Here is a 23,640-nt window from a genome sequence, read left to right on the forward strand (position 1 = left end):
TAGCGGGAGGTGCGGATGCCTGGCTTCACCCATCTGCACACCGTCTCCGGGTTCTCCCTGCGCTACGGCGCTTCCCATCCGGAGCGGCTGGCCGAGCGCGCCTCCGAACGGCACATGGACGCCCTCGCCCTCACCGACCGCGACACCCTCGGCGGCACGGTCCGCTTCGCCAAGGCCTGCGCCAAGGCGGGTGTCCGTCCGCTGTTCGGCGTGAACCTGGCGGTGGAGGAGCAGGAGTCCGTACGTCGACAAAAGCGCCGTACCCCGGTCCGCGGCGGTGCCTTCATCGACGAGTCGACACCGCGGGTGACCTTCCTCGCCCGGGACGGCGTTCGTGGCTGGGCCGGCCTGTGCCGTCTCGTCACCGCCGCCCACACCGCCGAGGACACCCCCCTGCTGTCCTGGACCGCCGTCCCCGCCGAGGGTCTGACCGTCCTGCTCGGCCCCGACTCCGACGTCGGCCGCGCGCTCGCCGCGGGACGCCCCGACCGGGCGGCGAGGCTCCTCGCCCCCTGGCGGGAGGCCTACGGCGATGCCCTGCGTCTCGAAGCCGTCTGGCACGACCGCACGGGCACCGGCCCCGGCTCCCTGCGGCTGGCCGCCCGCACCATCGGCTTCGCCGCCGAGCAGCGGATCCGGCCCGTGCTCAGCAATGCCGTCCGCTATGCCGACCCCGGCCTCGGCCCGGTCGCCGACGTCCTGGACGCCGCCCGCCGTCTCGTCCCCGTCGACCCCGCCAAGGGGCTGGACTCGGGGGAGGCCTGGCTCAAGGACGCGGGCGCCATGCGCGAGGCGGCCGAGCGGATCGTCGAGGCCGCGGGGTTCCGGCGCCACACCGCGCTCCGCCTGCTGGAGCAGACGCAGGCCACCGCCGCCGAGTGCCTGGTCGATCCCGAGGACGACCTCGGCATCGGCACCGTCCACTTCCCCGAACCGCATCTCGTCGGTGCCGGCCGCCGCACCGCACAGCGCGCGCTGGCCTCCCGGGCGGCGGCGGGCATGGTGCTGCACGGCTACGACCACCGGCGTGCCTACTGGGAGCGGATGCACGAGGAACTGGACATCATCGCCCACCACGGCTTCGCCTCCTACTTCCTGACGGTCGCTCAAGTCGTGGACGACGTGAAGAAGATGGGCATCCGGGTCGCCGCGCGCGGCTCCGGCGCCGGCTCCCTCGTCAACCACCTCCTCGGCATCGCCCACGCCGACCCCGTCGAGCACGGGCTGCTGATGGAGCGCTTCCTGTCCAAACGCCGGCTGGTGCTGCCCGACATCGACATCGACGTGGAGTCCGCGCGCCGGCTGGAGGTCTACCGCGAGATCATCGGCCGGTTCGGCACCGAACGGGTCGCGACCGTCTCGATGCCGGAGACCTACCGCGTCCGGCACGCGATCCGGGACGTCGGCGCCGCCCTCTCCATGGACCCGGCCGACATCGACCGCATCGCCAAGTCCTTCCCGCACATCCGCGCCCGGGACGCCCGCGCGGCCCTGGAGGAGTTGCCGGAACTGCGCCAACTGGCCGGTGAGAAGGAGAAGTACGGCAGGCTCTGGGAGCTGACCGAGGCCCTGGACGCCCTCCCGCGCGGGATCGCCATGCACCCCTGCGGAGTGCTCCTGTCCGACGCGTCCCTGCTCAGTCGTACGCCGGTCATGCCCACCAGCGGCGAGGGCTTCCCCATGTCGCAGTTCGACAAGGACGACGTCGAGGACCTCGGGCTGCTCAAGCTCGATGTGCTCGGGGTGCGGATGCAGTCGGCGATGGCGCACGCGGTCGCGGAGGTGGAGCGGACGACGGGGGAGCGGGTCGACCTGGACGCGCTCGATTTCGAACGAGGGGACGGCGACCCGGCGACGTACGAACTCATCCGCTCCACCGAGACGTTGGGCTGCTTCCAGATCGAGTCGCCGGGGCAGCGGGACCTGGTCGGGCGGCTTCAGCCGGCCACCTTCCACGATCTCGTGGTCGACATCTCCCTGTTCCGGCCTGGGCCGGTCGCCGCCGACATGGTGCGGCCGTTCATCGAGGCGCGGCACGGGCGGGCGCCGATCCGCTATCCGCACCGGGATCTGGAAGGGCCGCTGCGGGAGACGTACGGAGTCGTCGTCTTCCATGAGCAGATCATCCACATCGTCGACATCATGACCGGCTGCGGACGGGCCGAGGCGGACCGGGTGCGGCGCGGGCTGTCCGACCCGGAGTCGCAGGGGCGGATCAAGGTGTGGTTCGCCCAGCGCGCGGCGGCGAAGGGCTACGACGCGGAAACGATTCAGCGGACCTGGGAGATCGTCGAGGCCTTCGGCTCGTACGGCTTCTGCAAGGCGCACGCCGTCGCCTTCGCCGTACCGACCTACCAGTCGGCGTGGCTGAAGGCGCACCACCCGGCGGCCTTCTACGCCGGGCTGCTCACGCACGATCCCGGGATGTATCCGAAGCGGCTGCTGCTGGCGGACGCGCGGCGGCGTGGGGTGCCGATCCTGCCGTTGGATGTGAATGTGTCGGGGGTCGCACACCGTATCGAACTGGTGTCTGAATCCGGGGTGTGGGGGCTGCGGTTGGCCCTCTCCGACGTGCACGGCATCAGCGAGGCCGAGGCGGCGCGGATCGCCGACGGGCAGCCGTACGCCTCGCTGCTGGACTTCTGGGAGCGGGCGCGGCCCAGCCGTCCGCTCGCCCAAAGGCTGGCCCAAGTCGGCGCGTTGGACTCCTTCGGGGCCAACCGCCGTGATCTGCAACTGCACTTGACCGAGCTGCACCGAGGCGCCCGGGGCGCGGGCGGCGGCCAACTCCCGCTGTCCGGCGGGCGGAAGACCGCGCCGGCCGGACTGCCCGACCTCTCCTCGGCGGAACGGCTCAGCGCCGAACTGGGAGTGCTGTCCATGGACACCTCACGCCATCTGATGGACGACCACCGGGCGTTCCTCGACGAACTGGGGGTGGTGTCCGCACGGCGGCTGCGGGATGCCAGACACGGGGAGACGGTGCTGGTCGCGGGCGCCAAGGCGGCGACCCAGACCCCGCCGATCCGGTCCGGCAAGAGGGTCATCTTCTCCACCCTGGACGACGGCACCGGCCTGGTCGACCTCGCCTTCTTCGACGACTCCCACGACGCCTGCGCCCACACCGTCTTCCACTCCTGGCTGCTGCTGGTGCGCGGAGCGGTGCAGCGGCGCGGCCCGCGCAGCCTCAGCGTGGTGGGGTCCGCCGCCTGGAACCTCGCCGAGCTGGTCGAACTGCGCGCCGAGGGCGGCCTCGACGTGGTGGCGGCCCGGCTCGCGGAGCCGGTGCCGGAAGGAAGCGGGGATTCGACGGGCGGACGGCGAATCCAGATGCCCACCGGATACGAAATGCACCCGTGGGCCGATCTGCGTCCGGCGGGTCAAGAGCCTTCACAAGTACGGAAGTTGTGGCACCAGAGTCCGGGGAGTGCGGGATGACCATCCTCTGCGTACGTTTCCAGCTGCCGCCGGTGCGGGAGGCGGCCCTGCCGGAGCTGATCGGGTTGCTCGAGGAGTTCACGCCGGTCGTCGAGGCGCTGCCGCCGGACGGCGCGCTGGCCGATCTGCGGGGCGCCGAGCGGTACTTCGGGCGCAGCGCCGTCGAACTGGCGGCGGTGATCCGCGTCCGTTCCCTGGCCCTGCACGGGGTCGACTGTGCGATCGGCGCCGGGCCCGGCCCGATGCTGGCGCGCATGGCGCTGCACGACGCCCGGCCCGGGGTGACCCATGAGCTGCCCGAAGGGCCGGACGGCATCGCCGAGCTGCCCGTCACCGCGCTCCCCGGCGTCGGCACCGCGACCGCCCGCACCCTGTGCGAGTACGGGCTCGACACCCTCGGCCTGGTCGCCGCCGCCCCCCTGTCCACGCTTCAGCGGCTGGTCGGCGCGAAGACCGGCCGCGAGCTGCGCGAGAAGGCGAACGGCTTCGACCGCGGCCGGGTCGTACCGAACGCCGTCTCCCGCTCCCTCGCCGCCGAACGCCCCTTCCGCCGCGACGAGTTGGACCCCGACCGGCACCGCCGCGCCCTGCTCTCCGCCGCCGAGGAGCTGGGCGCCCGGCTGCGCGCCCTGGAGAAGGTCTGCGGCACCCTGACCCTCACCGTGCGCTACGCCGACCGCACCGCGACCACCCGCACCCGCACCCTCAAGGAGCCCACCGCCCACTCGGCCGCCCTCACCCGGACCGCGTACGACATGTACGAGGCCCTCGGCCTCCAGCGCGCCCGGGTACGGTCGGTCACCCTGCGCGCCGAGGCCCTCGGCCCCGCCGAACAGGCCTCCTACCAGCTCACCTTCGACCCGGTGGACGAGAAGGCCCGCCGCATCGAGGAGGTGGCGGACCGCGCGCGAGCGAAATTCGGCCCGCACGCGGTGATGCCGGGGACGCTGGCGGCGTAACTCTCTTTGAACAGGGATCAGTTGGCCCACGGCGGCACGATGCGTGTGCCGTCGGCCAGCTCCGCCTCCAGGCCGATGGAGGTGGTGACCCAGGTGAGCGCGGTCCGGTCGGTCGGGTTCTCGACGGTGAGGGTCGCGCCGGGGTTGATGATCAGGGTGTCGCCCGCACTGACGCGGTCGGTACGGCCGTCGAGCGTGACCAGCAGCTCGCCGTCGAGCAGGTGCAGGATCTCCTCCCGGTTGACGGTGTGCGCGGGCGCCTTGGTCCCGGGCGGGATCTCACCGCGCCAGGCGCAGAGTTCTTTGCTGCCGGTGCGCGGAGTGGCGTACGAGACGAAGCGGGCGCCGTGGATCTCGTGGGTGACGGCGTCGGACTGGCGGATGACGGGCATGGGTGGACCTCCCGGCCGTAATGGTCAAGCTGCTTGACTATATGGAACATGGTCAAGCAGCTTGACCAATTCGTCAAGGGTGTTTCAATGCCTGCGTGCAGAACTCCGAAGCCCTCGCCCTGACTGCCGCCCTGCTCTCCGCAGCCGCCGACCTGACGCGGCGCATCAACGACCGTGTCGTGGCGCGCGGGTTCGAGGTGCGGCCCGCGCACGGCTTCGCGTTCACGCGGCTCGCCCCCGACGGGGCGACGGTCACCGACCTCGCTGTCCATCTCGGGGTCACCAAGCAGGCGGCGAGCCAGCTCGTCGAGGAGCTGGTGCGCAAGGGGTATGTCGAGCGACGGCCGCATCCCGATGATGCGCGTGCCCGGCTGGTCGTGCTGACCGAGCGGGGGTGGGCCTGTACGCGGGCCGCGGAGGAGGCGGCCGCGGAAGTGGTGCGCGAGTGGGTCGACGTGCTCGGCGAGAGTGAAGTGCGGGCGTTGAGCGACCGATTGGGGCGCGTCGCACCCTATGGCCCTCTCAGGCCCATCTGGTGACGGTTCGTCAGCGTCACTACCACAGTCACTGGCTAGCACTGGAAGTTTTTACTGGCACGTAACTTCACAAGTGAACTACTCACTCGTAACTTGACAAGTGAACAGCATCCTCGTGATCCGGATCACAGGGCGTAGAGCCGCCTCAACTCCCTTGAGCCGCAAGGAGATCACCCGATGCTGCCCTGGAAACGAGTGCTCAGACCCCTGACCGCGCTGCTGCTGACCGCCACGGTCGCCCTGGTGCCCGCCGCCGCAGTTCAGGCCGCCGAGTCCCCCGACAGCGGTTGGAACAACTACTCCTGCAAACCGTCCACCGCCCACCCCCGCCCCGTCGTCCTGGTGCACGGCACCCTCGGGAACTCCGTCGACAACTGGCTGGGCCTCGCGCCGTATCTGAAGAATCGCGGATACTGCGTCTTCTCCCTCGACTACGGGCAACTGCCGGGCGTCCCCTTCTTCCACGGCCTGGGACCCGTCGACAAGTCGGCCGAGCAGCTGAAGACCTTCGTCGACAAGGTGCTCACCGCGACCGGCGCCACCGAGACCGACCTCGTCGGCCACTCGCAGGGCGGCATGATGCCCCGCTACTACGTCAAGTTCCTCGGCGGCGCCGCCAAGGTGAAGGCCCTCGTCGGCATCGCGCCCAGCAACCACGGCACCGACCTGGGCGGCCTGACCCACCTCCTGCCCTACTTCCCGGGCGCCGGGGACCTGCTCACCACCGCCACCCCGGCGCTCGCCGACCAGATCGCCGGCTCCGCCTTCCTCGCCAAGCTCAACGCGGGCGGCGACACCGTCCCCGGTGTCAGTTACACCGTCCTCGCCACCAAGTACGACGAGGTCGTCACGCCGTACCGGAGCCAGTTCCTGAGCGGATCCGGCGTGCGCAACGTCCTGCTCCAGGACCTGTGCCCGCTCGACCTCTCCGAGCACGTGTCCATCGGGCTGTTCAGCCGGATCGCCTTCCACGAGGTGGCGAACGCCCTCGACCCGGCCCGCGCCACCCCGACCACCTGCGCATCGGCGGTCAGCTGAACCGCGCCGGGGCCTGACCGGCCTGAGCCGCCGGTCAGGCCCCGGAGTCCCAGGGATGTCAGCGGCCGTGCCGGCCACCGCTCACCGCACGCCGCCGCACCGACGCGAACAGGGCCGCGGCGCCCAGCGCGAGGGCCGCCGCGCCGCCCACCGCGATGTAGGGAGTGCTGCTGTCGCCGCCCGTCTCGGCCAGGTTCTCCGAAGCGCCGGCCGCCTTCGGCTCGTTGGCGGCGAAAGAATCGGCGACCGCCTCCGTGGACGGCTCAGTGGCCGGCTCCGCCGACGTACTCGCGTCGTCGTCGCCGTGACCGTGGTGCTCGACGGTCGACTTGTCGGCACCGTCCTCGATCTGCTCCTCGGACGGGGCGGACGCGGACGGGGCAGGAGCCGCGGAGGAATCGTCGGCGGCCGGGGCGTCTCCGCCGCCGAAGGTGACGTCCGAGCAGGAGTAGAACGCCTCCGGGCTGTCCGAACGCTGCCAGACCGCGTACAGCAGCTGCTTGCCGGAGCGTTCGGGCAGGCTGCCGGAGAAGGTGTAGTAGCCGCCCGAGGCGGCCGGGTCGGTGACCGTCGCGACCGGGTTGTCGAGATCGAGGTCGTCCCAGGCCGGCGGCTGCGCCGGGTCGTAGCCGGGCTTGGTGATGTACACCTTGAAGGTGCCCTTGTGCGGGGCCGTCACACGGTACTTGAAGGTGTACGACCCACTGCTCACGCTGGTCGCGGGCCAGTCGGCGCGGGCCAGGTCGAGCCCCTTGAACGCCTCGTTGTTCGCGCTGCACAGCTTGCCGTCCGGAATCAGCGCCTGGTGCCGCCCGCCCGCGTCACCGATGCGTATGCCGTTCCAGTCGTACAGCGCCTGCGTGCCGCCGGCCGCGACCGCCGCCTTGCACGCCTCGGACTTCGGGCTCTCGGGCCCCTCCGCGTAACACTGCGAGACCCGGCTGACCGGGTCGCCCATCGAGCCGTGCGCGGACGCGGGCACGGCGGCCAGCGCGGTCAGGGCGAGCGGGGCGATGCCGACGGCTGCGACGGTGGCGACCTTGCGGCGTGCGGGCATGACGGAACTCCTCGGAACGGTCACTGGATCAATGGGCCGGAACCCGTGGGGGGCGATCAGCAAGCTAGCCCCGGATGACCGTGAAATCGCCTGCTGGAGGCGGGGGAGGGAGATCCTTATGGTCGCTTTAAGGGAGTGCTCAGCCTGGGATCAGGTAGCTACGGTTCAAGACATGACAGACGACGAGATCCGGCCTGCCGTGGCCGCCGACGTACCGGCCGTGAAGAGCGTCACCGACGCCGCGTACCGTCCCTATATCGAGCGCATCGGGGTGGTGCCGGTGCCCATGGAGGCGGACCACACGGCGAACGTGGCCGCGGGGAAGGTGTTCGTCACGGGCGATCCGGTGATCGGCCTGGTCGTGATCGAGACGCACGAGGACCATCTGTTCCTCGACAGCATCGCCGTCCACCCCGACGCCCATGGCCAGGGCGTGGGGCGACGGCTGCTGGAGTTCGTGGACGCACGCGCGCGTGCGCTCGGCCTGCCCGAGGTCAGGCTCTATACGAACGTGATGATGTGGGAGAACCAGAAGATCTACCCGAAGTACGGCTACGAGGTCATCGAGCAGCGCGCGGACGGGCCGTACGACCGCATCCACTACCGCAAGCGGCTCAGCTGACGCGTCTCATGACCTCGCCCGCCCGGTCAGCCGTCCGGCCACCAGGTGCGCGCGATGTCCTTTCGGACCTCGGAACGCTCGGCGGGGCGCTCGTCGGCCCGCTCACGGAGCCGGCGGACGTCCGTCTTTTTCAGGGGCTTCTGCACGGTGACTCGGCGCATGGCTGCCTCCTTCAGGGCTACCGGGTTCCGCGTTGTCACGGAGGTAGACCCTTTCGGCGAGGGTTCCTCATCGGCGCCCCGCTGTCAGTGGCGGTCATCACGATTTCGACCTTCATTCGACCGGGCCTCGACCAGCGCTCGAGTGTCAGTGGTGGCTGTCACGCTGTGAGCATGAGTGATGACGAGAACACGCACGCCGGAGCGGTCGCGGACTGGGACGCGGCGGCGCCCGCCTTCGACGACGAGCCCGACCACGGCCTGCGCGACCCCGACGTGCGCCTGGCCTGGGCCGACCGGCTGCGCGCCTGGCTGCCCCCGCGGCCGTGCGACGTCCTCGACCTCGGCTGCGGCACCGGCAGCCTGTCGCTCCTCGCGGCCGAACAGGGGCACCGCGTCACCGGCGTCGATCTGTCCCCGGCCATGGTCGCGCTGGCGAGAGCGAAGCTCGCCGGACGTGACGCCGTGTTCCTCGTCGGTGACGCGGCGGCGCCACCGGTGGGCGAGGACCGGTTCGACACCGTGCTCGTACGCCATGTCCTGTGGGCCCTGCCCGACCCCGGTCGCGCCCTGCGGCACTGGCGGGAGCTGCTGCGCCCAGGAGGCCGGCTCGTGCTGGTCGAGGGGGTCTGGGGCACGGTCAGCCCGGTCGGCCTACCCGCCGACCGGCTCACCGCACTGCTCGCGCCGCTCGCCGGACAGGCGCGCGTGGAACGGCTGTCGGACGAGCCCCGGCTGTGGGGGAGGGCGGTGGAGGACGACCGGTATGCGGTGGTGGTCCAGCTGTGATCCTCAGGCCAGCAGCGCTTCGAAGTCGCCCTTGAGCGCCAGGGCCTCCAGCTCGTCCAGGGCGGCCAGCGCCGAGGCCGCGGCCTCGGGGTCCCGCCGCGCCAGCCCGCTCTCGGCGAACTCGTCCTCGTCCAGACGTCGTACGTCCGTCCCGTCGGCGGAGCGCCAGAGGTCGAGGTCCAGATCCTCCACGACCAGCTCGGCGCCGGAGAGCACGGCCGGGCGCGTGATGTCGCAGTACCAGCCCTTCAGCGCGCCTCGGGCGTCGCGGACCTCCTTCACCGAGTACCAGCGGTCGCGCCAGTAGTACTCGGTGAAGACGTCACCGGACTCGAAGCGTACGAAGCCGAAGTCGCGGGTGGTGTCGCCTGCCCAGGGGGCGCGCACCGCGATCCTGGTGCCGTCGTCGCCGAGCAGCTGCGCCGGGTAACGGATCTTCGTGCGGCCCGCCTTGACCAGGACGACCTCTACAGGGGTCTTCGAGTCAGCCGAGTTCGCGGACATAGCGCACCTCCGTCGCGCAGATCTCGTATCCGAACCACTTGTTGATCGCGAGCATCGGGTCGTTCCCGGTGTCGTTGCCCGTGAACGCCTCCGTCAATCCGGCGGCGCGGGCGCGGTGCAGGGAGTCGTTCTTGGCGAGCTTGGCGAGGCCCCGGCCGCGGAAGTCGCGGGCCGTGCCGGTCATCACGGTGGCGTAGCGGGTGCCGCCGTCGGTGCGGGCCGCGCTGAAGGCGGCGGGGCGGCCGTCGACGAGTGCCACGGAGGTCAGTTCGGGGCTGAACAGGGGGTGCCGCCAGGTGCTCTCCAGCCAAGCCTCGTAATCCGTGAACTCGTAGTCGACGTCGCTCGGTTCGTCCGACGTCGTCTCCGCGTCCAGCGTGAACAGCGGTCGTGGGTCGTCCGCGAAGTCGGCGGCCGACCGCAGTTCGACGCCCGGCGCGGCGTCCTGGAGCGGGGGCAGGGAGCCGTTCACCAGGTCCAGGCGGAGGAAGTGGGCGGAACGGCTCGCCCGATAGCCGTGCCGCTCGGCGAAGACGCGGTTGCCGGGCTCGTCGAGGACCCACGCGAAGAGGGCCGTGGCGCCCTGCGCGGCCAGGTGTTCCTCGGCGGCACGGACCAGCAGAGCACCGGCGCCGCGACGGGTCCGGTCCGGGCGCACGTACACATTGACGTAGCCCTGGCCCGGGTCCGGGCTGTCGTGGACCATGCCGACCTGCGCCGTCCCGATGACCTCGTCGTCCTCCACCGCGACCAGCGGGCTGTAGTGCGCGTCGGGGTGGGCGTGAGTGACGTCGTAGGTGATGGAGTCCGGGGTGACGAGATAAAAGGGGAGTGCCAGGTGGCGGACGTGGGCGAAGCCCTCGACGTCGGCCCGGACTTCGGGGCGCAGCTCGCGCACGATGATGGTCATGTGGCCGCAGGCTACGTGGACCGTGCGCCGGGATGCTCCTCATTTTTTCCTGCGGTGCGGGACAATCGGCCCGTGACCTTGAAGATCCACATCGATGACAGTGCCCCGCCGTACGAGCAGGTGCGTGCGCAGATTTCCGAGCAGGCGCGGGCGGGGGTGCTGCCCGTGGGGTACCGGCTGCCGACGGTGCGCGGGCTCGCCGAGTCGCTCGGGCTGGCGGCGAACACGGTCGCCAAGGCGTATCGGACCCTGGAGGCGGACGGGGTGATCGAGACGCGGGGGCGGAACGGAACGTTCGTGGCGGCGGCGGGCTCGGCCGCCGAACGGGAGGCCGCGTCGGCCGCTCAGGCGTACGTGGAGCGTGTGCGGCGGCTGGGGCTCGGCGAAGAGGAAGCACTTGCCGCTGTCCGGGACGCGGTGCGGGCGGCATACAGCAAGGGCTGAGGGGACAGACGGTCACGTCGTAGGCACCCGCTCCGGCACCCGCGTCACCCTCAGCCCCGCCTTCCTCGCCACCCCCGCGAACACCACCGCGTCCTCCACCGCCGCGCCGCCCGGGTCGTTGTTGAAGTAGGCGTGGACGTCGTGGTCGTCGGTCCAGGTGTCCGTGATGCGGTGGACCCAGGTGGTCAGGGACTGCCGGCCGTAGCGAGGCCAGGGCTGGGCGCGGCCTTGGTGGAAGCGGACGTAGCCCCAGTCGGTGGTCCGCCACAGCGGGGTCATGGGGCGGGCCTGGATGTCCGCCCAGCACAGGGCCGCGCCCCGGGATTCGAGGACCTGGCGGATCGACTCGGTCCACCAGGACTCGTGGCGCGGTTCGACGGCGACGCGGGTGCCGCGCGGGAAGCAGGCGAGGCAGGCGTCCAGGAGACCGGGGTCGGCGCGGAGGGTGGGCGGCAGCTGGAGGAGGACCGGGCCCAGGCGGTCGCCGAGGCCGGCCGCGTGGGTCATCAGGCGGTGCACCGGTTCCTCGGGCTCCCGCAGCCGCTTGATGTGGGTGAGGAAGCGGCTCGCCTTGACCCCGACCACGAAGTCCGGCGGGACGCGCTCCCGCCAGGTCTCGAAGGTCTCCCGCGCCGGCAGCCGGTAGAAGGCGTTGTTGATCTCGACCGTCGCGAACCGCTTCGCGTACTCCTCCAGCCAGAGCCGCGTGGGGCGGTCCGCCGGGTAGAGAACGCCCCGCCAGTCCTTGTACTGCCAGCCCGACGTGCCGACGAACAGGGTCATACGTCCATCAAAGCACCGCCCCGGCAGCGCGACCTACAGATACAGTCCCGCGTCCGCCCGCCCCCGCGGCTCCGGCAGCGACGTCGGTGACGTGCCCCGGCGCAGTGCGTACAGCTCGGCCAGGGTCGCGCCCTCGCGGTCGATGCCCTCGTCCGTGCCGAGCCAGCTCACCGACTCCGCGTGGGTCAGCGGACCGACCTCGATGCGGGCGAGACAGCGGCCGGGGCGGACGACGGCCGGGTGGAGGCGTTCCAGATCCTCGTTGGTGGTGACGCCGACCAGGACGTTGCGACCCTGGCCGAGGAGGCCGTCCGTCAGGTTCAGCAGCCGCGACAGCGCCTGGCCCGCGGTGTGCTTCGCCTCGCCGCGGATCAGTTCGTCGCAGTCCTCGAGGAGCAGCAGCCGCCAGCGGCCCTTGCCCGTCGAGTCCTCCTCGCCGATCGCGATGTCCATCAGATAGCCGACGTCACTGAAGAGCCGCTCGGGGTCCAGTACGCAGTCCACCTGGCACCAGTCCCGCCAGGACCGCGCCAGCGTGCGCAGCGCCGACGTCTTGCCGGTGCCGGGCGGGCCGTGCAGCAGGAGGAGACGGCCCGCGATGTCCTCCGGGGTCGTCTTCATCAGGCGGTCCATCGCGTCCGCGACCGGCGCGGTGTAGTTGGGCCGCACCTCGTCCCACGTACCCGCGGAGATCTGCCGTGTCGTGCGGTGCGGGCCGCGCCTGGGGGAGACGTACCAGAAGCCCATCGTCACGTTCTCCGGCTGCGGCTCGGGTTCATCCGCGGCGCCGTCCGTCGCCTGGTCGAGGACCTTCTCCGCAAGCTCGGCGCTGGTCGCCGTCACCGTGACGTCGGCGCCCCGGTTCCAGCGGGAGATCAGCATCGTCCAGCCGTCGCCCTCCGCCAGCGTCGCGCTGCGGTCGTCGTCGCGGGCGGAGCGCAGCACGCGGGCGCCCGGCGGCAGAAGGGTCGCCCCGGTCCGTACGCGCTCGATGTTCGCCGCGTGCGAGTGCGGCTGCTCGCCCGTCGCGAAGCGGCCGAGGAACAGCGCGTCGACGACGTCGGACGGCGAGTCGCTGTCGTCGACGTTGAGCCGGATCGGCAGAGCTTCGTGAGGGTTCACAGACATGGGCCCATGATCCGGCACGCGGGCGCCGAGTGCACCCGGTTTCCGCAGTGGGTCCGGAGTGTCGGGTGTGTTCCGCTCGTAACGCTCTTTGCACAAGTGTTCCCCGGAGGCGACGGACGTCTCCGGGGAACTGCCTGTCACTTCAGGCCGGTTGCCGTCACGGAACGATCTTCAGCAGCCGGTTCGGGGAGCCGGTGCCCGGGCTGGTGACCACACCGGTGGTCGCGCCGCCGGTCAGCGCCGAGGCGACCTGCGCCGGGGTGGACGAGGTGTGGTTCGCCAGATAGACGGCGGCCGCGCCCGCGACGTGCGGCGTCGCCATCGACGTACCGGAGATGGTGTTGGTCGCGGTGTCGCTGGTGTACCAGCCCGCCGTGATCGAGGAGCCCGGCGCGAAGATGTCCAGAATCGAGCCGTAGTTGGAGTAGCTCGCCTTCGCGTCCGTGTTGGTGGTGGCGCCCACCGTGATCGCCGAGGCGACGCGGGCCGGGGAGTACGAGGAGGCGTTGGCGCTGCTGTTGCCGGCCGCGACCGCGTAGGTCACACCGCTGGCGATGGAGTTCGCGACCGCGGTGTCCAGCGCGGTGGAGGCGCCGCCGCCCAGCGACATGTTGGCGACCGAGGGACCGGAGTGGTTGGCCGTCACCCAGTCGATGCCCGCGACCACGCCCGCCGTGGTGCCGGAGCCCGCGTTGTTGAGCACCCGCACGCCCACGATGTTCGCCTTCTTGGCGATGCCGTAGGTGGAGCCCGCGATCGTGGTGGCCACATGGGTGCCGTGGCCGTTGCCGTCGGAGGCGGTGGTGTCGCCGTCGACCGCGTCATAGCCGTAGGTGGCACGGCCGCTGATCTGCGAGTGGGTGATCCGGACGCCGGTGTCGATGACGTATACGGTCACACCGCTGCCCGCGCTGTCCGGGTATGTGTAGGTGCCGGACAGCGGGAGCGAGGTCTGGTCCGAGCGGTCCAGGCCCCAAGGAGCGTTGGTCTGCGTGGTGTCGGTCAGGTGCACGCGCTGGTTCTGCTCGACGGAGGCCACCGCCGGGTCGGCGGCGAGTTGCTTGGCCTCGGTCGCGGAGAGCGTGGCCGTGTAGCCGTTCAGCACCGTGCCGAACGTCTTCTTCACCGTGCCGCCGTACTCCTTGACCAGGCTCTTGCCCGCGCTCGACGCAGCCTTGAGACCGGCGCTCTTCTTGAGCGTGACGATGTAGCTGTCCTTGATGGCGGTGGGGGAGTCGGCCGCGAGCACCTTCCCCTCGGCCGGTGCGGCCTCGGCGGGAAGTGCGGTGAGCCCGCCCACGAGGGCGGCGGTCGCCAGGCTGGTTATCGCGGCGAACCGGAATCTCTTGCTACGCAGCTGTGCCATACGAGGGAGTCCTCCTCTTGGCGGCGCGCGCCTGGGTGGGGCGCGCGTCTGTGGGGGGTGCGCGCGTCATCGCGCACACGACCCGGAGCGTCGCGTTCCGTCCCGGGCTGAAGTAAAGGATCAGCCGTATACGGGCGTAGCGAAAGGGAGTTGAGCGTCTGTCAACAAATCTGTCATGAGCACGAAATGAGCGGCCGGGTGAACCTCCGGCGCAGATCCCGCAAAGCCCCGGAAAGTCTTGGCATGGACACTTCCGTTCAACACGCGTAGTTGCTACGACGGTTGTGGCAGAGATCCTGCTATAGGGAGGTTCCATGAGACGTTCCCGAATTGCCGTATACGTCAGTTCACTCCTCCTGGCCGTCGGTGTCACCCTCACCGGATCGCCCGCCGCGCAGGCCGCCCAACCCGCCGCAGAAGGCGGCTATGTGGCCCTCGGCGACTCCTATTCCTCCGGACTCGGCGCGGGGAGCTACCTGGCCCCCAGCGGTGAGTGCAAGCGCAGCACGAGGTCGTACGCCTACCTCTGGGCCGCCGCCAACTCACCCTCGACGTTCGACTTCACCGCCTGCGCGGGCGCCCGAACGGATGATGTTCTGGCGAGTCAGCTCGGCCCGCTCAGCGCCGCCACGTCCCTCGTCTCCATCACCATCGGCGGCAACGACGCCGGCTTCATGAACGTGATGGTCACCTGTGTGCTGCAGTCCGACAGCGCCTGTGTCTCCCGCGTCAACACCGCCCGGGCGTACGTCGACTCCACGCTGCCCGGCAAGCTCGACAACGTCTACTCGGCGATCCGCGCCAAGGCTCCGTCCGCCCGCGTCGTCGTGCTCGGCTACCCCCGCCTGTACCGGCTCGGCGCCCTCTGCCTCGGGCTCTCCGAGACCAAGCGGAAGGCGATCAACGACGCCGCCGACCACCTCGACACCGCCGTCGCCAAGCGCGCCGCCGACCACGGCTTCGCCTTCGGCGACGTCCGTCCCACCTTCACCGGCCATGAGATCTGCTCCGGCAGCGCCTGGCTGCACAGCGTGAACCTGGCCAACATCAGCGAGTCGTACCACCCGAACGCGGGCGGTCAGTCCGGTGGGTACCTGCCGGTGCTGAACGCGAACGACTGATGGTCGACGCGAACGACTAGTAGGAAGCAGTAGGTGATGGGGAGACCCCGCCCGTCGGGGTCTCCGACTCGCACGTCACCGAGAACGGAACCGAGTTGGACTTGGTCTCCACCGGGTCGCGCACCTCGACACTGATCTCGTTCTCGAAGGTGCCGCTTTCGTCGTACGTCGTCACGAACGCCCGGTCCTGCTTGGTGCGTGAGCCGCCTTCGGGGAACGACAGTGTCTTCCAGCCCTGGTCCATCACCTTGCCGTCCTGGGACACCCACCGGTAACTCACCTCGGCCGGAAGCTGCCCGACCGAGATCGTCGCCGTGAACGCGGGCGCCTCGCCCTCCGGCGGCGGGCATGCCCCGGAGTACTCCGTGTTCGCGCCCGCCAACGAGACCTGCACGGACTGCTCCGGCGGGGCCGAGGTCGTCTCCTCCTCGCTCTGACTCTCCGTGGCCCCGGTCGCCCCACCGGCCCCCTCGTCGTCCTCGGACGGCGAACCGCCCTCGCTCGTCTGGCTGGTGGTGGTACCGCCCCCCTGGTTGTCGCCGTTGTCCTCCCTGTTCAGCAGGGCGTACGTCAGTCCGGCCAGGGCCAGTGCGAGGGCGGCGAGGCCCGCGACGATGGCGATGGCGGCACGGCGGTTGCGGTCGGGTTCCCGGGTCGTGGTGGTGGTCGCCGGGGTGGGGACGGGCTGGGTGGAGGGGAACGGCGGGGTGGGCGCCTGCTGCGGCTGGGCCGCGAGCGTCGGTGTGTAGGGGACCGTGGGGGGCGTGTCCGCGCGCGGGGTGCCTCCCGCTCCGATCAGCCGCAGATCCTGCTCCGCCCGGTCCGCCGACAGCCGCTCGGCCGGGTCCTTGCGCAGCAGCCCCTCGATGACCCCGGCGAGCGGACCGGCCCGGTGCGGCGGCGGCAGCTCCTCGTCGACGATCGCGCGCAGGGTGCTGAGCGGGGTGTTCTGGCGGAACGGGGAGCTGCCCTCCACCGCCGCGTACAGCAGCACGCCCAGCGACCACAGGTCCGACTCCGGACCCGGCGTGCGGCCCAGCGCCCGCTCCGGCGCCAGGAACTCGGGCGAGCCGATGACCTCCCCGGTCATGGTCAGCGCCGAGCTGCCCTCGACCATGGCGATACCGAAGTCGGTCAGCACGACCCGGCCGTCGTTCGACATCAGCACGTTGCCCGGCTTCACGTCCCGGTGCAGCACCCCGGCGGAGTGCGCGGCCCGCAGCGCGGCCAGCACCTCCGCGCCGATGTGCGCGGCGCGCTGCGGCGACAACGTGCCCTCGGCCTCCAGCTGGTCCGCCAGCGACACCCCGCGGACCAGCTCCATCACGATCCACGGTCGGCCGCCCTCCGAGGCCACGTCGTACACCGTCACCACATTGCGGTTCGCGACCCGCGCCGCCGCCCACGCCTCGCGCTCCAGCCGGGCGTACATCCGCTCGACCTCGGACGCCGGCAGCCCCGCGGGCGCGCGTACCTCCTTGACGGCGACCTCGCGGTGCAGCAGCTCGTCACGGGCCCGCCACACCGTCCCCATGCCGCCCTCGCCGAGCGGGGACAGCAGACGGTAGCGGTCCGCGATCACACGCTCACTGCCCGGTTCTTCGGACACGGGCTCCCCCATTCGCATCCGGGCCGATTCTCCTCAATCCTTCCCGAACGTAACTCAGCCAAGTGCGGATGCGGCCCCCTTGAGGAGCAATCCGATGCCGAGCGCGACGACGACGAACGCGGATATCAGCGGTGCGGTCCTGCGCAGCAGGGTCACCGTCGGGCTCGCGGTCCAGCGGGGGCGCCTGTCCAGCATCCGGGTCATTCCGCCGCCCAGCCTGACGACCGCGAACCCGGCCGCGGTGAGGGTCAGCGCGAGCCCCGCGCCGTACGCGACGACGAGCAGCAGCCCGAACCAGGCCTTGCCGAGAGCGGCGGCACCGACGAGCACGACGACGGCCGACGGGCTGGGCACGAGTCCACCGGCGAAGCCGAGGAGGATCGTGCCGCGGAGGGTGGGGGCGGTGGAGTGGGTGTGGGTGAAGCCGCCGTGTGAGTGCTCGACGGTGTGGGAGTGGCTGTGGGGGTGGTCGTGGTCGTGGTGGTCGTGGGGGTGAGCGTGAGCGTTCGTTGAGGGGGATGCGGATGCGGATACGGCGCCGGCCAGGGCGAGTTGACGGGCGGGGGGCTTGTCGGGCTCGTGGTTGTGGTCGTGCGGGTGCGGGTGGTCATGGGGGTGCCCGTGCGTGTGGTCGTGCGTGTGCCCGGGGCCATGCGTGTGGCGCCGGTTGCGCCAGGCCCGTCGTACGAGATTCGCGCCTGCCGCGATCACCAGGGCGCCGCTCGCGATGCCCAGCCAGGCGATCACCGAGGGCGTCGCCGCCGAGCCGGCCGTCACCAGGAGGCCGAGGGCGACCACGCCGAGGGTGTGGGTGACCGTGACGGAGGCGGCGAGGGGGAGGACGTTCCTGAGGCGGGCCCGGCCGCCGTGGGCCGCCGCTGTCGCGGCCATGAGGGTCTTGCCGTGGCCCGGGGCGAGGGCGTGCATCGCGCCGAGGCCGACCGCGATGACCAGGGCCAGCGCGGCGAAGCCGAGGGTGAGGTCGTGGCGGGCGACGAGGGAGTCCAGGGCGCGGGTCCAGCGGTCGGCGCCGCGCGGCAGCACGGAGGCGGCCGGGGCGTCCTGCCGGTCGTCGGCGAGGGCGGGGCCGCCGGAGCGTATGGCCAGGGACGCGGTCGCGGTGTCGGCGGGGGAGGAGAGCAACTCCTCGGGGTACTCGGCCAGTTCACGCGAGATCGACTTCTCCGGGACGTCCGACGCGGAGAGCGTCATACGGTCGCCGCGTGCGGTGATCTCACGCCAGCCGGGGCCGGACTCGGCGCCCGCGCCGCGGAAGTCGAGAGACAGGGACTCCTGGTCGGGGAGGGTCGCGGTCAGCCGGCACTCCACCCGGAGCGTGTCGAGTCCCGCCTGTCCGGGCCGCACGCGCGCGCGGCTCTCCGCGACCGTGAGGCCGACAGCGCGCCCCTCCACGGTGACCTCGCTGTCCCGCGCGGCCGAGGCGCACCGCTGCCGGGCCCAGTCGGCCATGCCCGCCTTCTTGATGTCGGGCTTGGCCTGGGTCGCCGGGATCTCCGCCAGGTCCTCGACGTGCCGGACCCGGAGTTCGCCGGGGGCGGCGACGAGGCCGTCGTAGCGGTTGACGGTGAAGTTGCCGAGGGGATGTGCGCTCGCGCTCGTGGTGGGGACGAGCACGAGCCCGCAGACGGCCGTGAGGACGGCCGCGCCGGAGGCGAACAGACGACGGGGGCTCATCACCGGGCCGCCTCCAGGTCCTTGAGCGTCGTACGGGCCTCCCGCGCGCCCAGCGGCGAGAAGCCGGGGTTCAGCTTCAGTGCCGACGTGAGCGAGGCGCGGGCCTCCTTGGCGTTGCCGGTGGCCTGCTCGATCATGCCGCGGTGGTAGAGGAACGCGGCGTTGCGGTAGCCGGTCGCGGTGGCGCGGAGCGCGTACGGGAGGGCTTCCTCGTCACGACCGTTCTTGTGCAGCGCCCAGGCGACGGCGTCCGCGGTGTGCACGGTGTGCCGGCGGTCCCACTCGGCGCGGGCCGCGCGCAGCGCCGACTCGGCGTCGCCGTGGTCGGCTGCGGCGAGCGCGGTGTCGAGGTCGGCGTTGACGCCGTTGGCACGGGCGAGCGCGGTCCAGGCATCGACGAGGGCGTACTGGTCGTTCGCCTTCGCCCGGTCCCCGTCGGCGCCCCGGGCCTCGTACAGCTCGCCCAGGACGACGAGCGGTCCCGGCAGCGGATACCGCGCCACGACCTGCTCCATCCCCTTGATCGCGCCGGCCCTGTCACCGCTGGCGGCCTGCGCACGGGCGCGGCCCTCCAGCGCGGGAAGGTAGTTCTCGTCGGCGGCGAGCGCGCGGGCGAAGTGCTCCAGCGCCGTCTCGTAGTCGCCCTGGTTCCAGGCGAGTTGACCGAGCTGCGTCGCCACGTACGCCACGTCTCCAGGCGCCGTGGCGGACGTGAGGGCCTGCTCCAGCACCCGCTGCGCCGTCCGCACGTCGCCGCGCAGTTCGCGCACATACGCGTACCGGCTGAAGACGGGGACTCCCGGACGCCGGGAGTCGGCGGCGTCGGCGGCCTTCGACGCGTCGGCGTACCGGCCGAGTTCGACGAGGGCGTCGATACGGGAGGACAGCGCGCGTTCGTTGTAGGGGTTCTGCTTCAGCGCCTGGCCGGCGTAGTTCAGCGCGTCCTCGAAGTCATGCCGGGCGGCGGCGAGCGCGGCACGCCCCGCGAGAGCCTGGTCGTTGTCGGCATCGAGCTCCAGGGACCGCTTCAACGCCCGCTCGGCCTGCGGATAGCGCGAGGGGTCCCCCTTCGTCCGCGCCTGCTCGACGTAGGCGAGCCCGAGGGTGGCCCAGCCGCCGAAGTCCTTCGGCTGGGCGCGGAGATGGGCCTGCAGCGAGGTGATGCCCGCGTCGAGATCGCCGCCGGCCAGCAGCGCCGGTGACATGGCGGCGGGCGCCGAGGCGACGGCCTGGCCCCCCTCGTCCCGCATGGCCCCGAACGCGATGGCCCCGGCGGTCATGGCGACCGCCAACATGGCCGCACACCCGGCGAGTTGCACCACCCGCCAACGCCGCCCGGCCTCCGGCCGCTCAGCAGCCTCGCTGTTTTCCGTACCCGGGGACATGCCCTCTCCTCGGTCGCCTGAAGGAAGTGATGAGATCAAGCGACGCGGCCCGCGCCGTGGGGGATGGATACGAGCGGGCCGCGCCAGTTTTCGGGACATGGGGCGAGAACAGCGCCCCGTAAGGGGCGCGGGGAGCTGCGCGACCAGCCACAACGGACCCGCAGTTTCCCCACGACCGGCGGAGCGCCTAGTACGCCCGACCCCGCATACGCCGCCACCACATGAGCCCCCCGCCGATCAGCAGGATGCCCACCGCACCGGCACCGGCCGAGGCTGCGATCAGCGTGGTGTCCTCCGAACCGCCGGAGCCGGCCGGCTGCAACGCGTCGCCCAGCTGGTTCCGCACGTCGTTGTCCCCGGTCGTGCCCTTGGCGAGCGGACCGCGCGACCCCTCGGTCGGCAGCGCGACGTACGGGAACGCCTTCTCGAAGTCCTTGTCGTTCTTGTCGACCGCGTCGCCCAAGTCGTTCTTGGCACCGACCAGTTCACCCTCGACGACCTGCAACGAGGCGTCGAGCACGTCGTCGGTCAGCCGACGCCCGTTCGGGAAGCCCGCGTTGTCGCCGTCCAGGACGCCGAGCCGCTTCGGTTCGGCGGCCGGCTTGATCGACGTGTTGAGCCGCAGCTGCTCCGACGCCCGTACGTGCGGCGGCTGGTTGAGGCCCTCGACGCCCTTGAGGAAGACGTCCACGAGATCGTTGCGCGGCTCGTCCGGAGCGTCGATCTTGTAGATCGCCTCGATGAGCTTCGGCAGCTCGGGGTTGGTCACGTTCTTCAGGAACTGCGCGTCGTCCCACGGCGCGGACGCGTTGAACGTGTCCTTGTCCTTGAGCGGGTTGACGACCTCGTTCACCAGCGGCATGCCGAGCCGCGAGACCTGCCTGAAGTGCCCCTGCGCGTTCTTGCGCTGGGTCGTCGACCAGATACCGACGATCGGCTGCTCCGCCGACTCGGTGATCATGTCCGTCGGGACCTGCAGGGCGATGGAGTTGACGTTGTAGCCCTTGAGCGTGTCGTTGCCGACCTCGGAGAGGTTCCCGCCGTACAGCAGGTCGAAGACGCGCAGGTCCAGGAAGAACGGGTCGTCCGCCTGACCGGCGAACGTCGTGGCGCCGCTGGTCAGTTCGTGCACGGCCTGGGAGCGCAGCTTGGCGTAGTCCGGCATCGACGCCTTGCCGACGTTGGACGGGGCCACCGGAACGTCGTCCGCGACCTTCGTCTTCGACACCAGCTTCTGGTTCTTCAGCCGCAGCAGATCGATGTCGTACGTCTGCGTGATGTTCAGGTCGGGGTCGTCCAGGCTCTCCACCGGACCGGTGTTGTACAGGAACGTCTTGTCGTTCTTGGTGTGCGTCTTGAAGGTGTAGCGGAACAGGAGTTCGCCCTGGGCGTCGCCGTTGTTGTCGATGTGGACGTCGTACTGGGCGTCCTCGGCGAACGTGAAGAAGTTCGGTCCGCCGGCCGGCTCCTCGAACGGGATCCAGTTCGCGACGATCGTCGTCGTGTCCGGCTTGTCCGGGCTGACGAACGCGTACACGTCCGTGTTGTCGTACTGCGGGGTCCCCGAGATCAGCGGGGCCTCCCGGTGGCTGGAGGCGGAGGCCGCCCCCGGTTCCAGCGTGGCCACGCCGGCGGCTGCGAGCGCCCCGGCGGCCAGCGCACCACATACGAGGGTCGCGACGCTCCGCGCGCCCACGCTGCTCCTGGAGATAGGTGTCATGCCGTCCGTCCTCAGTCCAACTTGCCTGACGCACCAGGATTCGGCGCCGGTGGCGGGGCGGATTGGTCGAACTTCAAAACAAAATTTCCCGTTGCTGGACTGGCGTTTCGGGCACGCTGATCCGTAACCCCATCCGGAGGTGGGTTCGTTGCGAATGCCTCGTGGGACGGGATCGGCCCCGTGCGGCCGAAGAGAGGGGGACCGGGTGGAGGCGGACGAGCTTCTGGTGCTGGTGGCGGGGGGCGACCAGCACGCCTTCGAGAAGCTGTACGGACTGGTGTCCGGGCCGGTGTACGGACTCGTCAAACGAGTCGTGCGCGACCCGGCGCAGTCGGAGGAGGTGTCACAGGAGGTGCTGCTCGAACTCTGGCGGTCCGCCGCGCGGTTCGACCCCGGCCGGGGCAGCGCCCTGTCCTGGATCCTCACCCTCGCCCACCGCCGCGCCGTGGACCGGGTGCGCAGCGCCCGCGCGGCCGGCGAACGCGAGCAGCGCGAGGCACGCCGCTCCCACAGCCCCGCCTTCGACCAGGTCTCCGAGGAGGTCGAGGCCGGACTGGAACGCGAGTGGGTGCGCCGCTGCCTGGACAGCCTCACCGTGCTCCAGCGGCAGTCCGTCACCCTCGCCTACTACGACGGGCTTACGTACCGTGAAGTGGCCGAGCAGCTCTCGCTGCCGCTCGGTACGGTCAAGACCCGGATGCGCGACGGACTGACCCGGCTGCGCGACTGCCTGGGAGGTGTCGCATGAGCTTCCTCGACCGACTGCTGCGCCGCGAGGACCTGCACTCCCTGGCCGCCCCCTATGCCCTTGATGCCCTGGAACCGGCGGAACGCGTGCGCTTCGAGAAACACCTCGACGACTGCCCCCTGTGTGCCGCCGAGGTACGCGCCCTCACCGAGGACGCCGTCCGCCTCGCCTGGTCCACGGCCGCACCCGCGCCGGCCGCGATGCGGGACCGGGTCCTGGCCGCCGTACGCGCCACTCCCCAGGAACCCGCCGCACGGCCCGAACCGGCACGCGCGCGTACGCCCCAGCTGCCGCCGCACGTCTGGGGCACCGAGCCGCTGCCCGCGCGTGCCCGTCCGCGCAGGGGGCGCCCCCTCTTCGTCCCGTTCGCCACCGCGACGGCAGCGGCGGCCCTGGTCGTCGCCTCGCTCTTCGCCGTGCAGGCCAACCAGACACAGGACCAGCTGGACGCCCAGCGGGCGCAGGCGCGTGAGATCGCCCACGTTCTCGCGGCGCCGGACGCGCGCTCGAGCACCGGACGGGATGCGCAGGGCCGGAGTATCGGAGTCGTCGCCTCGGCATCCGAGGGGAGCGCGGTGGTCACCCTGAGCGGATACGGCGATCTGCCGAGCGGCCGTGTGAACCAGCTCTGGGTCATGCGCCCCGACGAGCAACCGCGCTCCCTCGGGCTTTTCGAGGGCGACACGCCCCTGGTCGCGGCCGGACTGGAGAAGTCGGCGACATCACTGGCTGTGACGGTGGAGCCCGACGGCGGGTCGGAGCAGCCCACCACCCAGCCGGTTGTCCAACTCGCCCTGAAATCGGTTGGATTCGGAGAGTAACTGGAGAAGAGTCGTCAACCCCCTTACGGGGAAGGTGAATCCTGTGACCGAGATACACGAGTGCCCCATGAGGGCGATAGGGTTACCCTGCCCGGGCCGGGTGGACTCGTACGGGTGGGGAGTGACATGGAACAGATAACAGTGCGCAGCAGGGCGAGGGTCCCTGCGATCACGTACGGGAGCAGCGCGACCAGTTCGCGCCTCGACCGCCATCTCTCGGTACTGGCAGGTCCTGCCGTGCCGCACACGGAGGCAGCCGAGGCGACCTCGCTGATGCGCGAGATCACCGCACGTGACACCCCGCACCAGCGCAGCGACAGGGGCAAGAAGGTGGGCCGGCTCTCGCTCTTCGCGCCACTTCGCCGACTTCGCCGTTCGCTGTTCGGCGACCGCTGAGCACCACCGCGCTTCTCGAGA

General features: G+C 71.2%; 23 protein-coding genes. 11 read left to right on the forward strand and 12 right to left on the reverse strand.

Annotated features, from left to right (window positions below):
- The first annotated feature begins 15 nt into the window (after positions 1-15).
- Together OG828_RS38515 and OG828_RS38520 are read left to right on the forward strand one after the other, a co-directional pair.
- Entirely contained in the window at positions 16-3,438 is a 3,423-nt protein-coding gene (locus OG828_RS38515; protein WP_328503780.1) for a DNA polymerase III subunit alpha, read from the forward strand.
- Positions 3,435-4,397 carry a DNA polymerase Y family protein gene (locus OG828_RS38520; protein ID WP_328367395.1) on the forward strand — a complete coding sequence of 321 codons (963 nt, stop codon included), beginning with the start codon at positions 3,435-3,437 and terminating at the stop codon, positions 4,395-4,397. Before OG828_RS38515 ends, OG828_RS38520 begins: the two co-directional genes overlap by 4 nt.
- A 17-nt stretch (positions 4,398-4,414) precedes the next feature.
- On the opposite strand, the gene OG828_RS38525 is transcribed toward OG828_RS38520, so the two are convergent.
- Positions 4,415-4,789, reverse strand: a complete 375-nt coding sequence (locus OG828_RS38525) for a cupin domain-containing protein (RefSeq protein WP_328441393.1) — start codon at positions 4,787-4,789, stop codon at positions 4,415-4,417.
- Positions 4,790-4,884: 95 nt separating this feature from the next.
- Between OG828_RS38525 and OG828_RS38530 the strand changes: the two genes are divergently transcribed.
- Positions 4,885-5,328: a MarR family winged helix-turn-helix transcriptional regulator gene (locus OG828_RS38530; RefSeq protein WP_328503781.1), complete on the forward strand. Its 444-nt coding sequence runs from the start codon at positions 4,885-4,887 to the stop codon at positions 5,326-5,328.
- Positions 5,329-5,502: 174 nt separating this feature from the next.
- Positions 5,503-6,363: an esterase/lipase family protein gene (locus tag OG828_RS38535; RefSeq protein WP_328367402.1), complete on the forward strand. Its 861-nt coding sequence runs from the start codon at positions 5,503-5,505 to the stop codon at positions 6,361-6,363.
- A gap of 58 nt (positions 6,364-6,421) precedes the next feature.
- Here the strand turns inward: OG828_RS38535 and OG828_RS38540 are convergent, their stop codons facing one another.
- Positions 6,422-7,420, reverse strand: coding sequence for a lytic polysaccharide monooxygenase auxiliary activity family 9 protein (locus OG828_RS38540; protein ID WP_328503782.1), 999 nt, complete (start codon positions 7,418-7,420; stop codon positions 6,422-6,424).
- A 172-nt stretch (positions 7,421-7,592) separates the two neighbouring features.
- Between OG828_RS38540 and OG828_RS38545 the strand changes: the two genes are divergently transcribed.
- Positions 7,593-8,042 (forward strand): GNAT family N-acetyltransferase, encoded by a 450-nt coding sequence (locus OG828_RS38545; RefSeq protein ID WP_328503783.1) that lies wholly within the window; start codon positions 7,593-7,595, stop codon positions 8,040-8,042.
- 26 nt (positions 8,043-8,068) lie between these two features.
- On the opposite strand, the gene OG828_RS38550 is transcribed toward OG828_RS38545, so the two are convergent.
- Positions 8,069-8,203, reverse strand: a complete 135-nt coding sequence (locus tag OG828_RS38550) for a hypothetical protein (protein ID WP_282615144.1) — start codon at positions 8,201-8,203, stop codon at positions 8,069-8,071.
- A 171-nt stretch (positions 8,204-8,374) separates the two neighbouring features.
- Between OG828_RS38550 and OG828_RS38555 the strand changes: the two genes are divergently transcribed.
- Entirely contained in the window at positions 8,375-8,989 is a 615-nt protein-coding gene (locus OG828_RS38555; protein ID WP_328367412.1) for a class I SAM-dependent methyltransferase, read from the forward strand.
- Between the two features lie 3 nt (positions 8,990-8,992).
- Here the strand turns inward: OG828_RS38555 and OG828_RS38560 are convergent, their stop codons facing one another.
- Entirely contained in the window at positions 8,993-9,493 is a 501-nt protein-coding gene (locus OG828_RS38560) for a DUF402 domain-containing protein (RefSeq protein ID WP_328503784.1), read from the reverse strand.
- The gene (locus OG828_RS38565) at positions 9,474-10,403 is read right to left on the reverse strand and encodes a GNAT family N-acetyltransferase (protein ID WP_328367418.1); all 930 of its coding nucleotides are present in this window, start codon (positions 10,401-10,403) and stop codon (positions 9,474-9,476) included. Before OG828_RS38565 ends, OG828_RS38560 begins: the two co-directional genes overlap by 20 nt.
- 72 nt (positions 10,404-10,475) lie before the next feature.
- On the opposite strand from OG828_RS38565, the gene OG828_RS38570 reads away from it, so the two are divergent.
- Complete coding sequence (locus OG828_RS38570) at positions 10,476-10,847, forward strand: GntR family transcriptional regulator (protein ID WP_328367421.1); 372 nt, start codon at positions 10,476-10,478, stop codon at positions 10,845-10,847.
- A 12-nt stretch (positions 10,848-10,859) separates the two neighbouring features.
- On the opposite strand, the gene OG828_RS38575 is transcribed toward OG828_RS38570, so the two are convergent.
- The 3 genes from OG828_RS38575 to OG828_RS38585 all read right to left on the reverse strand — a co-directional run bounded on the left by OG828_RS38575 (position 10,860) and on the right by OG828_RS38585 (position 14,124).
- Positions 10,860-11,630, reverse strand: a complete 771-nt coding sequence (locus OG828_RS38575; protein ID WP_328503785.1) for a DUF72 domain-containing protein — start codon at positions 11,628-11,630, stop codon at positions 10,860-10,862.
- A 33-nt stretch (positions 11,631-11,663) separates the two neighbouring features.
- A complete protein-coding gene (locus OG828_RS38580) occupies positions 11,664-12,758 on the reverse strand; it encodes a DUF5925 domain-containing protein (RefSeq protein WP_328367426.1) in 1,095 nt (364 codons plus the stop codon).
- A gap of 157 nt (positions 12,759-12,915) precedes the next feature.
- Complete coding sequence (locus OG828_RS38585) at positions 12,916-14,124, reverse strand: S8 family peptidase (protein WP_328503786.1); 1,209 nt, start codon at positions 14,122-14,124, stop codon at positions 12,916-12,918.
- A 314-nt stretch (positions 14,125-14,438) separates the two neighbouring features.
- On the opposite strand from OG828_RS38585, the gene OG828_RS38590 reads away from it, so the two are divergent.
- Positions 14,439-15,245 (forward strand): SGNH/GDSL hydrolase family protein, encoded by an 807-nt coding sequence (locus OG828_RS38590; RefSeq protein ID WP_328503787.1) that lies wholly within the window; start codon positions 14,439-14,441, stop codon positions 15,243-15,245.
- 16 nt (positions 15,246-15,261) lie between these two features.
- Here the strand turns inward: OG828_RS38590 and OG828_RS38595 are convergent, their stop codons facing one another.
- From OG828_RS38595 to OG828_RS38610, 4 genes are all read right to left on the reverse strand, one after another.
- Positions 15,262-16,854: a serine/threonine-protein kinase gene (locus OG828_RS38595; protein ID WP_328503788.1), complete on the reverse strand. Its 1,593-nt coding sequence runs from the start codon at positions 16,852-16,854 to the stop codon at positions 15,262-15,264.
- 54 nt (positions 16,855-16,908) lie between these two features.
- Complete coding sequence (locus tag OG828_RS38600) at positions 16,909-18,549, reverse strand: HoxN/HupN/NixA family nickel/cobalt transporter (protein WP_328503789.1); 1,641 nt, start codon at positions 18,547-18,549, stop codon at positions 16,909-16,911.
- Positions 18,549-19,934 carry a tetratricopeptide repeat protein gene (locus OG828_RS38605; protein ID WP_328503790.1) on the reverse strand — a complete coding sequence of 462 codons (1,386 nt, stop codon included), beginning with the start codon at positions 19,932-19,934 and terminating at the stop codon, positions 18,549-18,551. The genes OG828_RS38600 and OG828_RS38605 overlap by 1 nt, the downstream gene beginning before the upstream one ends.
- A 187-nt stretch (positions 19,935-20,121) precedes the next feature.
- Positions 20,122-21,654: a DUF4331 domain-containing protein gene (locus OG828_RS38610; RefSeq protein WP_328441402.1), complete on the reverse strand. Its 1,533-nt coding sequence runs from the start codon at positions 21,652-21,654 to the stop codon at positions 20,122-20,124.
- A gap of 205 nt (positions 21,655-21,859) precedes the next feature.
- On the opposite strand from OG828_RS38610, the gene OG828_RS38615 reads away from it, so the two are divergent.
- The 3 genes from OG828_RS38615 (at position 21,860) to OG828_RS38625 (ending at position 23,619) form a co-directional block, all read left to right on the forward strand.
- On the forward strand, positions 21,860-22,402 hold the full coding sequence (locus OG828_RS38615; protein ID WP_443060229.1) for a sigma-70 family RNA polymerase sigma factor: 543 nt from the start codon (positions 21,860-21,862) through the stop codon (positions 22,400-22,402).
- Complete coding sequence (locus tag OG828_RS38620; protein ID WP_328503791.1) at positions 22,399-23,223, forward strand: anti-sigma factor; 825 nt, start codon at positions 22,399-22,401, stop codon at positions 23,221-23,223. Before OG828_RS38615 ends, OG828_RS38620 begins: the two co-directional genes overlap by 4 nt.
- Before the next feature lie 126 nt (positions 23,224-23,349).
- Complete coding sequence (locus tag OG828_RS38625) at positions 23,350-23,619, forward strand: hypothetical protein (protein WP_328367452.1); 270 nt, start codon at positions 23,350-23,352, stop codon at positions 23,617-23,619.
- The last annotated feature ends 21 nt before the right edge of the window (positions 23,620-23,640 follow it).

The sequence above is a fragment of the Streptomyces sp. NBC_00457 genome (assembly GCF_036014015.1).
GTDB lineage: Bacteria > Actinomycetota > Actinomycetes > Streptomycetales > Streptomycetaceae > Streptomyces.